Raw genomic sequence first — 14,791 nt, 5'->3', positions numbered from 1 at the left:
TTAAATCTTTACTCAAAATTAGTGCTGTTAGTTTTCTTAAAACATGACAAATGTCAGTTCCTTTAATATTTTTTTAAGAAAACTATCCTTTTGATTTTTTCGCATAAATACCACTCATCAATGTAACAAAACTTATAATTGTTGCTGTACTTACAGGCATGATGATCGCTGCTACCAAAGGTGATAACTGATTAGACAATGCAAAAGACAAGCCTACAATATTGTAACTAATGGCAAGGCAATAACTCATTTTTATGGTTTTCATTGCGTTTTTGGCAAACGCTAAAAAATAAGGTATTTTTGTAAACGCACCGGCATCTAAAATTGCATCGCTGGCAGGTGTAAAAACATTTACATTTTCTGAAATAGAAATACCGATATTACTCTGTGCTAAAGCTCCCGCATCGTTTAAACCATCGCCAATCATCAGTACATTTTTTCCGTGAGATTGCAGATTTTCAATAAAACGGAGCTTATCTTCCGGCTTTTGGTTAAAAACCAATTGCGTATCGACCGATACCAATTGTCGTAGTGTCTTTTCTTCCCCATTATTGTCGCCCGAAAGCACATAAAGCTGGTAATTTCTATCTTTAAGCGTTTCAAACAATTTTTTAATACCTTTTCGATATTCGTTTTCAAAAACAAAATATCCTTTTACCTTGTGATCTATCTCTATATAAACTTTGGTATCGTGCACAACCAGTTGATCAGAAATTTCCAACCAATTTGCTGAACCAATTCTCAAGTGATATTCTTCAAAAACACCTTCAATTCCTTTTCCGGCAATTTCGTTAAACAATAAGGGCTTTTTAATATTACATTCGGGTAAAAACATATAAAGCCTTCTGCTTAACGGATGATTTGATCCACGAACAATATTTTTTACTGCCATTAATTCTTCTTTGGTCAGATGTTCACCCACATATTTAATCTGTTGATTTTTATTTGATGTCAACGTTCCCGTTTTATCGAAAACCAATGCATCCGCCTTAGAAAGTTGCTCAATAACAGCCGTATTTTTAAGATATAATTTTCGTTTTCCCATTAACCGAATGACGTTTCCCCAAGTATAAGGAGCCGTTAACGCCAAAGCACACGGGCATGCAACAATTAAAACCGCTGTTAAAACATTAAACGCATCATTAAAACTTACAAAGCTCCAACCAATAAACCCAATAAAGGCTATGCTTAACAAAGCAGGCGTAAAAATACGGCTGGCTCTGTCGGTAATGGTTTTTAGTTTTTGTGAGGTTCTTTTCTGGAAAACTTCGTTACTCCATAATTGTGTTAAATAACTTTGAGAAACGCTGTTTACTGCTTCAATAACAATGGCATTTCCTACTTGTTTTCCGCCAGCAAAAATTTTATCGCCCGATTTTTTTTCTACCGGAACCGCCTCGCCTGTTACAAAGCTGTAATCGATATAAGCCGTATCAGACAATAAAACAGCATCAACAGGAATCAATTCTTCATTGCGAATCATTAAATGAGTGCCTTTTTCAATTTCATAAACCTGAATAGGAACTTCGGCTTTATTCTCAATTTTAGTAACCGCAATGGGGAAATAAGATTTGTAATCACGTTCAAACGACAAAAAATTATACGTAGTTTGCTGGATTAATTTTCCTGAAAGCATAAAAAAGACCAAGCCACACATGCTGTCTAAAAATCCGGCTCCGTCTTGAAAAAAAATATCAACCAAACTGCGAAGAAACATCACAATAATTCCTAAAGCCATTGGAATATCGATATTAAATGCTTTTGCTTTTATGCTGTGATAGGCCGAAATATAGTAAGGTGTTGCCGAATATAAAAAAACAGGAAGTGCCAGAAATATGTTCAGGTATCTGAAAAAATCTTTGTATTGATGGATCCAATAATCGTTTACATTAAAATATTCGGGAAAAGACAACAACATGATATTTCCAAAACCAAAGAAAGCCACACCAATTTTATAAAGTAAATTACGGTCTATCAATTTGGGTTTGTTGTCAAAATTCTCTAAACTAATGTAAGGTTCATACCCGATAGACGCCAGTAATAACACGATTTCTTTCAAAGAAACCGTCTCGCTGTTAAAAACAATCGTAATCTTTTTTTGCGAAAATACTACCTGCGATTGACTGATGCCTGAATTAAGCGTATTTAAATTTTCTAAAATCCAGATACACGAACTACAGTGAATATGCGGAATGTAAAGTCGGACAATTTGTGTTGATCCTTCTTGAAAATCTAAAAGTTTCGATACAATATCGGCATTCTCAAGATAATTAAACTTTGCATCGGCATCTTTTGGTTTTGCCCCCGGATTTTTTTCAAAATCATAATAATTAGTCAATCCGTTATCTGAAAAAAGTTCATAAACCGTTTGACAACCTTTGCAACAAAATTTTTTATCATCAAAAACAAGCATTTCATTTTCAATGATTTCATTTCCGCAATGATAACAATTTAACATACCCACTATTTGCTTTATACCTGATGCAAAATTCTGATGTTGAGAATTTAAAAAAAATGATAATTATCATATATAATAGTATCTTTGCATAAAATTCTACATTATGGGCAAATGTGAGCAATGTATCGTTAGAGAATTAAGTTCGTTAAAGGCTTTGTCTAAAAATGAATTAGTACATCTTGCGGACTGTAAGGATACACACCTTATAAAAAAAGGTGAAGTAATCTTTAATGAAGGCGATGTAATAAATGGTGTTTATTGTATAAAAGAAGGAATTTGTAAGCTTGTTAAAATGAATTCTAACGGAAAAGACACCATTTTAAAACTAATTACAAAAGGAGAATTGTTAGGACAAACATCTATTTTAACACAAGAAAAAGCTACTTTAAGCGCCATTGCCGTTGAAGATATGCATGTGTGTTTTATTCCCAAAACAGAAATTCTATCGTTTATTGATAATAACAGAAATTTTTCTTTAGAAGTCACAAAAGACGTGTGCCAAAACCTTAATTACGCTACCGATTTTGCCATAAACCACACCCACAAAACTGTTAAAGAACGTTTAGCTTTGGCTTTATTAAGTATTTTAGACTCCGCAGGAACCGATCATGAAGGATATTTAAACTTACAGTTAAGTCGCGAAGAAATAGCCAGTATGGTAGGTACTGCCACCGAAAGCTGTATCCGTTTGCTCTCCGAATTAAAAAAAGCAGGAATTATAGATCTAAAAGGAAAAAGAATTAAAATAAACAATATTCAAAACCTGAAAAATTTAGCACAATAACAAAACAGCTTGTTAAAAAGATAGATTTTTATATTCTGCTAAAAAAATTTATTGAACCAACTAACTGATTATTAAATACACACAAAAAAAACATCTTTTTTTGTGTAAAAAACACTAAAAAAACTTTGTCAGTATTAAAAAAGCCTCTTATATTTGCACCGTTGAAAATAAGAAAAGCCACAACTTAAAAATCAACAAAAAGTAAAAGAATTTTATATTAATCTTAATTATAAGATTAAAATTTAATAGTAATAGCGAGAATAATTTATTTAACTATTACAATGATTAGTGTAGGGAAGATACTCAAGCGGCCAACGAGGACGGACTGTAAATCCGTTGGGAAACCTTCGCAGGTTCGAATCCTGCTCTTCCCACAAAAAGCTCAACATTTGTTGAGCTTTTTTTATTTCTGCAACTTTACAAAAATAAAACACCTAACACTTTATAAAGTAAGCTGTTTTTAATAATTTTGTAAGATAAAGTACAATTAAAAAATGGAAAACAAACAACATATTATCGACAGATTTATCAGTTATGTAACTGTTGACACAGAATCAGATCCAAACTCTGACACCACTCCATCAACAAAAAAACAATGGGATTTAGCCAATAAACTGGTTGAAGAATTAAAACAAATTGGTCTAACAGAGGTTACCATTGACGAAAACGCTTACATTATGGCAACTTTGCCAAGCAATGTAGATTTTGAAGTTCCAACCATTGGCTTTGTTTCACACTTTGACACATCGCCCGATTTTTCAGGTGCGAATGTAAAACCACAACTTGTTGAAAATTATGACGGTGGAGATATTGTTTTAAATGAAGAACAAAATATAATCTTGTCGCCAAGTTACTTTGACGATTTATTGCAATATAAAGGACAAACATTAATTACTACAGACGGAACCACGTTATTGGGTGCTGATGACAAAGCGGGAATCTGCGAAATTGTTTCAGCAATGGAATATTTAGTTCAGCATCCTGAAATTAAACACGGAAAAATCAGAATCGGCTTTACACCTGATGAAGAAATTGGTCGTGGTGCACATAAATTTGATGTAGAAAAATTTGCTGCCGACTGGGCTTACACGATGGACGGAAGCCAGATTGGTGAATTAGAGTACGAAAATTTTAATGCTGCAGGCGTTAAATTAATTTTTAAAGGAAAAAGCGTTCACCCCGGATATGCTAAAGGAAAAATGATTAATTCAATGCTTCTGGCAAACAAGTTTATTTCTAAATTACCATCTAAAGAAGTTCCGGAAAAAACTACGGGTTACGAAGGATTTTTTCACTTGCACGACATTTCAGGATCGATTGAAGAAACAGAAGTTCAATTAATTATCCGTGATCATAGTATGAAGAAATTCAAAAAGCGTAAAAAGTTAATTCGCAAATTGGTTTCTAAAATAAATAAAAAATATGCGGCTAAATTTGGCGATAAAATTGTTGAATGCGAAATTAAAGACCAATATTACAATATGAAAGAAAAGGTTGAACCTGTAATGCATATTGTTGATATTGCCGAGCAAGCAATGAAAGAACTGGATATTAAGCCGATTATTAAACCAATTAGAGGCGGAACCGATGGTTCACAATTATCATATATGGGGCTTCCTTGTCCGAACATTTTTGCAGGCGGACATAATTTCCATGGAAAATATGAATACGTTCCGGTTGAAAGTATCCTTAAAGCTACAGAAGTTATCGTTAAAATTGCAGAAATTACCGCTAATAGAAATAAATAATCTTTAGTTTTTTTCTAAATTTACTCCAACAGAGTTTAAAACTCTGTTGGAGTAAATTTTTCTATTTATTATAAGGATATTCGTTTATCCAATTGAATTTGCGGTTAACCAGCTCAAAATCTTCTTTTCGTTTTATATTAAATGTTATGGAAACCGTATCTTTTTGAAAAAATCCCGTTAAAGACATCTTGGTGTTTTTGTCTGAAAATCGATAATTTAACGTACTAATATTCAATGTGTCTTTTTTTGATTTTAGTTGGATTAAATGTTTGAGCGTATCAACTTTAACATCAAAGTCTTCATATCTTTTTTCGTCATAAAAAACAGTAGCATACCGATCGTTTATAATGAATTTTTGCCAACGATTAACAGAAGTACTTTCAATAGTAAATTGCTCCGGATAATAAATTGCTTTTAAATTATGACCGTTAAGAGGTTTATCGAAAAATGATCTAACAGTCATTATGATCACTATCAACTGTAATCCGGAAATAGCCATTAGTTTTAACAGAAAGGCAACCAATTGTTTATTCTTATTTTCAAATAAAGATCTTTCAGGAATAAGCTGAACAGATTTTTGCATAAAAAACAGCTGAAACAGATTTACCACATTTGGTATAAGTAGCAACAATGCAATCACAGCCAAGTGTGTTGAAAACAGTTTTACCGGTACATCATACGAAAAATTTAAGATAACAATATTTGTCATTACCATAAGTGCCAGCAGACTGCCTGTTATCATTGTTCTTCTAAAAATAAGCAGACAACCTGCTAACACCTGACAAAATCCACCAAAAACAGTGTATATTTTAGAATATCCCATAAATGTCCACAAAAGTCCCATTGGTGATGAATCTCCTATTTTTCGATCTAATCTTTCAAGACTGGGATAAGAAAATTGTCCTTCAAAAAACTTTGAAAAACCATAGCTCAACAACATCAATACTAAAAAGTACCGACCATAAGTTCTAACAAAAACAATGATTTTACCAGTATTTAATCTTATTCTTAAAAAGAAAACTAAAAGTGTAACACAAAGAGAAAGAATAAGCAATGTAAAAATTTTCACATAATCAAAAGTGGTATCTCCGCTGCCTGTAAATTGTATTTTTTCTAAAGATTCTAAACCCAGAATGGTTTTTCCTGTCCAAAGGTCAATATTTCAATGGTTTGATGGTACCAATTAAAAATTTTGCCCACAAAAGGGATATAATTAAGGGGAAACGGAAAAATATATAAGAAAAAATATACCGCTGTAAAAAACTGTAAAAAATTACTTCGTGACAATAATTGTTTGCTTGGTTGTTTTTCCATGTTTATAAGTTTAATGCTTATAGAAACGGATATCTTACCAATTTATTTTACATTTCTTCACCGTTTAAATTAGTCAGTAACACATCGGTCATGTAATCTACAAAAGGTCTTGATTTTTTAAAAACTTTTGCAGCTTCTTTGAAAAAATCAGGTTTTAAAACTTCGTTATCTGTAAATTTATGAATCAGTAAAAATTGTTTTTTCTTGAGTAATGCAATTCGTTCGTGATTTTTATCGAAGCCTTTAGGAGCTGTTTTCACTTCATCACCTACCAAATGTCCAAAAGTATTTTTGATTTCTTTAGCATTTAAAATGTCTTCTAATTCGTTATCCAGTTCAATTTCCTTTCTTATTCTTAGTAAATCTTCTTTATTCGGATCAAAAAAACCAACACCTAAAAACGAATTTCCAGGCTCAATATGCAAATAATATCCACCACGATAATCGGGCTTTAATCTGCCCATATACATAGAAAAATGTGTTTTGTAGGGCGTTTTATCAGCCGAAAAACGAACATCGCGATAAATTCTGTATATTTTTAAAGGTTCTAAACTGTCACTTAAATTTAATTCGTTATAAACAGCATTAAACAATTGGTTTGCGCTTTCTTTAGCTTCTTCAAAACTCTTTTTGTTGTTGACAAACCACTCTCGATTATTATTTTGCTGCAATTTTTTTATATAATCTAAAACGTTCTGCATTATTTTTTTATTTAAAGATAGTATTTAATTGGTTCCCAATAAAACATTGGATACATATTTGCCTATATTTTCGGCAATTTTTGCTGTAGGTAAATCATCGGTTCCGCCATTAAAAGGATCTTCAATTTCTTCGGCTATTAACTCAATACTCAGCAAAACATAGAAAATGATCATTACCAACGGAACAATAAAATATCCTGTTGTAAACACATAACCAATGGGCAGTGTAAGTACATAAACAAAGATGAATTTTTTGATAAAAACGGCATAAGCAATAGGAATTGGCGTGTTTTTAATACGTTCGCACGCACCGGCAACATCTAACAAACCGTTTAAATTTTCATCTAAAATTATTTTGTCGTATTTAGTTATTACATTTGCCCGCTCTAATTTCTGCAAGGCAACATACATTTTGCCAACAATTTTTGTTGGTGGGTGCTGTGCCTTCAAGTATTCTTCGTATTCCGGATGTTCATCTTCATCAAGCATATATTTTGTTGATTCACTTGTAAGATGCGTGTGCAATACTTTGGCAAACAGTTTAATTTTATTAGTAAAATAAATGCGTGAAGCTCTGTCTTCTTCGGGTAAAAGCGCATGGAGTTTTACAGATAAATTTCTGGAATCGTTTACTAATTTGCCCCACATTTTGCGGCCTTCCCACCAACGATCATACGCCGTATTTGTTCTAAAAACCAATAATAACGACAATACAAAGCCGATTACCGTATGTAATATCGATGTGTTTTTTAAGGCAGAACTTTGTGCCAGACCAAAATAATCAAGCTCTAAATAAGCTACCAGCCAAGACAGCAATCCCATAAAAAGAATTGATGGCCATAATTTACGAACGGTATCCGATTTATGAGTTTTAAAAATAAATGCCAACCAGTCTTTTGCGTTATATACTTGCATGTTTTATCTTTTACCTAATTCTATAACTTCTAAATTCTGAATTTTTCCTTTGTGAATTTCAAACCGAAGCATTGTTCTTGTTTGATGAAACCCATAAATACCTGCTGCTCCCGGGTTTAATGTTAAACAATTGAACTGTTTATCGTATTGAACTTTTAAAATATGCGAGTGTCCACAGATAAAAATATCCGGACGATTGGTCAATAATCCTTCTTTGATTCGTGAGGAATATTTCACGGGATACCCGCCAATATGCGTCATCCAGATTTTCATTCCTTCGCAGTCAAAAACGGCATCTAACGGAAATTCCATTCGGGCTTTATCATCATCAATATTTCCATAAACTGCCCGCAATGGTTTCTTTTGTTTCAGTGCATCGGTAACCTTTAAATCGCCAATATCACCGGCATGCCAAATTTCATCACAGCCATCGGCATAATGCAAAATGCGGTCGTCAATGTAACTGTGTGTATCTGAAAGCAATAAAATCTTTTTCATTTAGTTAAATCTTGAGTGTAAAACAAAATCATTTCCTCGATGGCATTGCTGCAAACAGGACAAAAATCTGGAGTATTATTGATTTTCATTCTACAAGTTAACGTGGGAATGTACAATCCGTTGCCTTTTAAACCTTCAAAAACACCTATTTTAACTTCATTACTCATTGTTTTAGGCGTAGGAATCGGCGTACTTTTATTCATCATATTTTTCCATTTTGATGAAAAATCCACCAGAGAAGTTATATTTTTTTCCCAGGGTTCGGTGTTTAAACTTGCTTTGTTTTCAAAAACGTCTTCTTCATAAAAATATTCATCTGCCAATCCGGCAAAACTATGCCCGAATTCATGTACTACAACGGGTGCAAATTCTTTGTTTTTTGTCGTTGTTAAACTGTATGAATTCAATATCCCGCCACCGCCGTAAACATTGGTATTCGCTAAAATGATAATGTGCTGGTACGGAATATTTTCTAATTGAGCATGCAGTAATTTGGTGTGTAAAGTGGTTAAATACCTTTCAGAATAAAAGGTATCAAAATTAGATTGTACAGCTGTATCTAACCAGATATTTCTTGAAGGAACGCTTATACCCGACTCTTTAGAAATGGTTTTAACAGCAATTATTTCAAATGAATTTTCATATTTTTTAAAAATTTGGTGCTTAAATAAATTTTGAACTGTTTGGTGGGCAAAATCCATAAAAACGTTTAATTCTTCAACAGTAAATCCTTCGGCAACCAAGGCAATTTTTATTGGATTTTTGACGGTTGCTTTGTGAATAACTTCATATTCATTTTTAATTTCAGAACTTTTTCTAATTAAAATATCGTTGGGATCAATTAATTGGTTGAACACCACTTTTTCTTCGTTCTTTGAATTGAAAAACGAAATTTGAACATTGATTTCTTTTTTAGGAAACGGAATCAAAAAAGAATTTTCAAAACTCTTTGACTGCTTTTCAGCAGCATCTAACGTTAACCATTCCTGAAACAAACTGCCAAAAGGTAAAATGTAAATAAGCCGATTGGTAGATTTGTCAAAAACCTTAATTTGTCCGTTACCCTGAACAGGTGTAACCGAAAGATTATCAACACGTCCGTGCCATTTATTTAATGCAATCATTTCGCTTAAATAGGCATTTTGTTCGTTGGCATTTCCTGCAAAAATATAATCTAACCTAAGGGTTTTATCAATAAAATAATCGTCGAATTGCTGTGCATGCACCACAACACTCCACATAAAAATAAAGAAAAGGTAAAAAGTTCTCATAAAAATCGTTTCTACAAAAATATTTAGTTTTTTGTTAATACCGGCATTCCATCAAAATAAAGTATATTTGTATGTTTAAAATTTTAATACTTGAGGTACTTTATTCAATTTTCTTATAACGGAACAAATTATCACGGCTGGCAATTGCAACCCAATGCCATTAGTGTACAGGAAGTATTAACTAAAGCATTAAATACTTTGTTTCGGGATGATTTTGAAATAGTTGGTGCCGGACGTACAGATGCCGGAGTTCACGCAAAACAAATGTATGCCCATTTTGATACCGATGCGGTTTTTGACAAAGAAACAATGGTTCAAAAACTGAATTCATTTTTGCCGGAAGCTATTTCTGTACACCATTTTTTTGAAGTTGATAAAGAAGCACACGCCCGTTTTGATGCAGTTTCCCGTTCGTATGAATACCGTATTCACACGTTCAAAAACAGCTTTTTAAAGGATTTAAGCTATTATCATTTTAAACAATTAGATGTACAAAAAATGAACGAAGCGGCAGAAATTCTTCTGCAATATGAAGATTTTGAATGTTTCAGTAAAACGCATACCGATGTGTTCACATTTAACTGTAACATTACACAAGCTTATTGGGAACAAAAAGATTCACAATTGATTTTTCACATTTCGGCAAACCGCTTTTTACGGAATATGGTTCGGGCAATTGTGGGAACACTTATCAATGTTGGCTTGGGAAAAATTCAGATCAACGATGTTCATGAAATCATCAAAAGTAAAAATCGTGGCAAAGCAGGATTTTCGGTGCCGGCACACGGATTGTATTTAACAAAAGTAGTTTATCCTTATATAAATGAAACAAACTAAAACTTCTACATTAAAAAAAGTCATGCAATTTGCAAAACCCTACAAAAGCAAAATGTTTTGGGTGGTGCTTACGGTAATAACGCTTTCTGTTTTTGGGGCGTTACGCCCGTATATGGTTAAAAACGTGGTAGATGTATATATTGAAACTAAAGACTTAAACGGTTTAAACATCTACGTTTTACTAATGGCTCTGGTATTGATTTTAGAAGTGTCATCGCAATTTTTGTTTACCTATACCGCCAGTTGGTTGGGGCAAAACATTATTAAAGATATACGAAGCAACCTGTTTAACAAGATGCTGAAATTCAGGCTGAGTTATTTTGACAATGAACCTGTGGGAAAACTTATTACAAGAAACGTTTCAGACATAGAAAACATTGCAAGTATTTTTAGTCAGGGATTGTTTATGATTGTGGGCGACGTATTAAAAATGCTGGTGGTTTTAGGAATCATGATATGGATGAACTGGAAACTGACCCTTATTGTTTTGGTTGCAATGCCCGTGCTTTTATATGCCACGCGTGTTTTTCAAAAACACATGAAAGTTGCCTTTGAAGAAGTGCGTTTGCAGGTTGCCAATTTAAATACTTTTGTTCAGGAACGCTTAACCGGAATGAAAATTGTACAGTTGTTTAACCGTGAAGAAATAGAATACCAAAACTTTAAAAAAATCAACCAAAAACACAACGATGCCTGGCAAAAAAACATTTTGTACAACTCTATCTTCTTCCCTATCGCCGATATTGTTTCATCGGTTACTTTAGGTTGTGTAATTATTTATGGAGGATTTACGATTGTTCAGGGCGATAATTTAACCACAACCGGGGATTTATTTGGTTATACCATGATGATTTCGATGTTGTTTAACCCGTTGCGTCAAATTGCAGATAAATTCAATGTGATGCAAATGGGAATTGTAGCTGCCGACCGTGTTTTTGAGATTTTAGACCGCGATGATTTGATTCAAAACGAAGGCAAATTGACCGCTCCCGATTTTAAAGGCGACATACAATTTAAAAATGTAGAATTCGGTTACGACAACGACAAAAAAGTAATCAACGGAATCAATTTAGATATTAAACCCGGACAAACTGTAGCTTTTGTGGGTGCATCGGGTGCAGGAAAAACAACGATCATCAATTTGTTAAGTCGTTTTTACGATATTCAGTCAGGAAAAATTTTAATTGATGGTATGGATATTAACGATTTTACGTTAAGCAGTCTGCGCGACCAGATTGCTGTGGTGTTACAGGATGTTTTCTTGTTTTCCGACTCTATTTTAAATAATATTATTTTAGACAATCAACACATTACCAAAGAAGAGGTAATTACAGCGGCAAAAAAAATTGGGATTAACGATTTTATCGAGAAATTACCCGGCGGATATGATTACAATGTCAAAGAACGCGGTGTAATGCTTTCATCAGGGCAACGCCAGCTCATTGCTTTTTTACGTGCGTATATGAACAATCCCAGTATTTTGATTTTAGATGAAGCCACTTCATCTATCGATACCTATTCAGAAGAATTGTTGCAAAATGCCGTAGAAATTCTTTCAAAAGACCGTACGTCAATCATCATTGCCCACCGTTTGGCAACCATTGTAAACGCTGACTTAATTGTGGTAATGGATCAGGGAACTATTGTTGAAACCGGAACCCACACAGAATTACTTGCCAAAGAAAACGGTGCATACAAAAACTTGTACGAATCGCAATACGCAAGTGCTTCAGTGAATTGATAATTTTAAATAGGTTTAAAATGGTTTTCAAAATAAATTCTTAAATTCGCAACTGATTGAATTTGTTTCAAAAACTAAACATAACGATAATGTGCTAACGCTAATCAGCTAAAAGCCAAAAACAAAGAGAATGAAATACGATATTATTATTTTAGGAAGTGGTCCGGGTGGATATGTAACTGCCATTAGAGCATCGCAATTAGGCTTTAAAGTTGCCGTTGTAGAGAAAGAAAATTTAGGTGGCATCTGCTTAAACTGGGGTTGTATCCCAACAAAAGCTTTATTGAAATCTGCTCAGGTTTTCGATTATTTAAAACATGCCTCTGATTATGGTTTAACAATCAATGGTGAAGTAGATAAAGATTTCAATGCGGTTATTGCACGTTCGCGCGGTGTTGCAGACGGAATGAGCAAAGGTGTTCAGTTCTTGATGAAGAAAAATAAAATCGACGTAATTGATGGTTTTGGGAAAGTAAAACCGGGGAAAAAAGTTGATGTAACCGATAAAGACGGAAAAGTAACCGAAATTTCTGCAGATCACATCATTATTGCAACAGGTGCTCGTTCTCGCGAATTGCCAAACTTGCCACAAGACGGCAAAAAAGTAATTGGTTACCGCCAGGCAATGACCTTACCTACACAACCTAAAAAAATGATTGTTGTTGGTTCGGGAGCGATTGGTGTTGAGTTTGCTCATTTCTATAATTCAATGGGAACCGAAGTTACTATTGTTGAATTTATGCCGAATATTGTTCCGGTGGAAGACGAAGATGTGTCAAAACAGTTTGAACGTTCTTTGAAAAAAGCAGGAATTAACATTATGACGAATTCATCTGTTGAAAAAGTAGATACTTCAGGTGAAGGCGTAAAAGCAACCGTGAAAACAGCTAAAGGAGAAGAAATTTTAGAGGCTGATATTTTACTTTCTGCAGTTGGTATCAAATCAAACATTGAAAATATTGGATTAGAAGAAACAGGAATTGCTACCGATCGCGATAAGATCTTGGTAAATGATTTCTACCAGACAAACATTCCGGGTTATTACGCTATTGGCGATGTAGTTCCGGGACAAGCTTTGGCACACGTTGCTTCGGCTGAAGGAATCCTATGTGTGGAAAAAATCGCAGGTTTGCACGTTGAACCATTAGATTACGGAAACATTCCTGGTTGTACGTATGCAACCCCGGAAATTGCATCTGTTGGTATGACAGAGAAAAAAGCAAAAGAAGCCGGTTATGAGATTAAAGTGGGTAAATTCCCGTTCTCTGCATCAGGAAAAGCAAAAGCAGCCGGAACTCCAGATGGTTTCGTAAAAGTAATTTTCGATGCTAAATATGGTGAATGGTTAGGTTGCCACATGATTGGTGCCGGCGTTACCGATATGATTGCAGAAGCTGTTGTTGCCCGTAAATTAGAAACTACAGGTCACGAAATTTTAAAAGCTGTTCACCCACACCCTACTATGAGTGAAGCGGTTATGGAAGCTGTTGCAGCTGCTTACGATGAAGTGATTCACTTATAAAAAGTTATCCTTACTATATTTAAACCTCAAAGAAAATCTTTGAGGTTTTTTTATGAATAGATTTAATAAAACAATACGTTTAGAAAAGTAATTGTTTTTTTTTGAAAAAATGTTATGGTCAGTATAAACAGATTATCTATTTTTAACAAAATAATTTTATAACATGAAAAAAATAATTATGTACAGCTTTTTGGCTGCAATTACATTATCAACTGCACAAATGCAGGCACAAGAAAAAGTAAAATACACCAAAGAACAACTAAAAATGATGGATGACGATCTTTTTGATGAAATGTTCATAGGCGTTTCATCTAAAAAAACATCAACTATTGTTTTAAAAAACGGATCAAAAATTCAAGGGTCAGCATCTGGTATTAATCGCAAAAAAGGACAAATCTATTCTATTGATATTAAAGATGGTTCAGGAAAAAAAACGGAATACAAAGCTGATGATATTGCAGAAATGTATCTGCCTATTTCGGGTATGGCAAAAGCATCTAAAATGAATAGCTATTTTAGTAATACTAAAAACTGGGGTAGAAAAAATCTTACTAAAACAACCAATCCAGATGAAGTTTATGTGAGAAATGTAAAAGCTTCCTTAAAAAACAAAAAAGACGAACAAGAATTCTTAATGCAATTAATCAATCCTGAATTTAGTCATATTATAGAAGTTTATGCGGATCCGGCAGCTAAAGAGTCAACTTCGGTAAGTTTTGGAGGTAGCCCGGCAATAGGTGGCGGTGTTACTAAATCGTACTATATAAAGAAAAACGATCAGGTAATGTGGCTTACAAAGAGTGATTTCAAAGAACAATATAATTTTCTTTTCGGAGACAATGAAGAGTTTATGGAGAAATATCCATATAATTCAATTAAATGGGAGCATTTAAGTTTTTTAATTGCAGAATACACTAACTTATCACAAAAATAAAATATGAAAGAGGCTGTCTAAAAAGTCACAAAACGCAAAAATCCCGAAAATTTTCGGGATTTTTTTTT

12 protein-coding genes and 1 tRNA gene are annotated in these 14,791 nt (G+C 33.6%); 7 read left to right on the top strand and 6 right to left on the bottom strand.

Annotated elements, in window-relative coordinates:
* Positions 1-82 precede the first annotated feature (82 nt).
* Positions 83-2,458 carry a heavy metal translocating P-type ATPase gene (locus BLW20_RS03795; protein WP_177165024.1) on the bottom strand — a complete coding sequence of 792 codons (2,376 nt, stop codon included), beginning with the start codon at positions 2,456-2,458 and terminating at the stop codon, positions 83-85.
* A gap of 103 nt (positions 2,459-2,561) precedes the next feature.
* Here BLW20_RS03795 and BLW20_RS03790 point away from each other — a divergent pair, with 103 nt between their 5' ends.
* The 3 genes from BLW20_RS03790 (at position 2,562) to pepT (ending at position 4,990) form a co-directional block, all read left to right on the top strand.
* Positions 2,562-3,242 carry a Crp/Fnr family transcriptional regulator gene (locus tag BLW20_RS03790; RefSeq protein WP_091096520.1) on the top strand — a complete coding sequence of 227 codons (681 nt, stop codon included), beginning with the start codon at positions 2,562-2,564 and terminating at the stop codon, positions 3,240-3,242.
* A gap of 293 nt (positions 3,243-3,535) precedes the next feature.
* Positions 3,536-3,616 (top strand) — tRNA-Tyr (locus BLW20_RS03785).
* 120 nt (positions 3,617-3,736) lie between these two features.
* Complete coding sequence (gene pepT, locus BLW20_RS03780) at positions 3,737-4,990, top strand: peptidase T (RefSeq protein WP_091096518.1); 1,254 nt, start codon at positions 3,737-3,739, stop codon at positions 4,988-4,990.
* 61 nt (positions 4,991-5,051) lie between these two features.
* Here the strand turns inward: pepT and BLW20_RS03775 are convergent, their stop codons facing one another.
* The 5 genes from BLW20_RS03775 to BLW20_RS03750 form a co-directional block, all read right to left on the bottom strand.
* Complete coding sequence (locus tag BLW20_RS03775; RefSeq protein WP_143037731.1) at positions 5,052-6,059, bottom strand: hypothetical protein; 1,008 nt, start codon at positions 6,057-6,059, stop codon at positions 5,052-5,054.
* 292 nt (positions 6,060-6,351) lie between these two features.
* Entirely contained in the window at positions 6,352-7,005 is a 654-nt protein-coding gene (locus BLW20_RS03765) for a DUF2461 domain-containing protein (RefSeq protein WP_091096513.1), read from the bottom strand.
* Positions 7,006-7,029: 24 nt separating this feature from the next.
* A complete protein-coding gene (locus tag BLW20_RS03760) occupies positions 7,030-7,920 on the bottom strand; it encodes a bestrophin family protein (protein ID WP_091096511.1) in 891 nt (296 codons plus the stop codon).
* A gap of 3 nt (positions 7,921-7,923) precedes the next feature.
* Positions 7,924-8,418 carry a metallophosphoesterase family protein gene (locus BLW20_RS03755; protein ID WP_091096509.1) on the bottom strand — a complete coding sequence of 165 codons (495 nt, stop codon included), beginning with the start codon at positions 8,416-8,418 and terminating at the stop codon, positions 7,924-7,926.
* Positions 8,415-9,689: a M64 family metallopeptidase gene (locus BLW20_RS03750; RefSeq protein WP_091096506.1), complete on the bottom strand. Its 1,275-nt coding sequence runs from the start codon at positions 9,687-9,689 to the stop codon at positions 8,415-8,417. Before BLW20_RS03750 ends, BLW20_RS03755 begins: the two co-directional genes overlap by 4 nt.
* A 90-nt stretch (positions 9,690-9,779) precedes the next feature.
* On the opposite strand from BLW20_RS03750, the gene truA reads away from it, so the two are divergent.
* From truA to BLW20_RS03730, 4 genes are all read left to right on the top strand, one after another.
* The gene (truA, locus tag BLW20_RS03745) at positions 9,780-10,526 is read left to right on the top strand and encodes a tRNA pseudouridine(38-40) synthase TruA (RefSeq protein WP_091096503.1); all 747 of its coding nucleotides are present in this window, start codon (positions 9,780-9,782) and stop codon (positions 10,524-10,526) included.
* Positions 10,513-12,267 carry an ABC transporter ATP-binding protein gene (locus BLW20_RS03740; RefSeq protein WP_091096501.1) on the top strand — a complete coding sequence of 585 codons (1,755 nt, stop codon included), beginning with the start codon at positions 10,513-10,515 and terminating at the stop codon, positions 12,265-12,267. Before truA ends, BLW20_RS03740 begins: the two co-directional genes overlap by 14 nt.
* 130 nt (positions 12,268-12,397) lie before the next feature.
* Complete coding sequence (lpdA, locus tag BLW20_RS03735) at positions 12,398-13,789, top strand: dihydrolipoyl dehydrogenase (RefSeq protein ID WP_091096499.1); 1,392 nt, start codon at positions 12,398-12,400, stop codon at positions 13,787-13,789.
* Between the two features lie 163 nt (positions 13,790-13,952).
* Positions 13,953-14,723, top strand: coding sequence for a hypothetical protein (locus BLW20_RS03730; RefSeq protein WP_091096497.1), 771 nt, complete (start codon positions 13,953-13,955; stop codon positions 14,721-14,723).
* Positions 14,724-14,791 lie beyond the last annotated feature (68 nt).

The organism is Paenimyroides marinum, assembly GCF_900108395.1.
Classification (GTDB): Bacteria; Bacteroidota; Bacteroidia; order Flavobacteriales; family Flavobacteriaceae; genus Flavobacterium; species Flavobacterium marinum.
The sequence above is the reverse complement of the archived record's forward strand: the minus strand, read 5'-3'. Positions and strand labels throughout refer to the sequence as shown.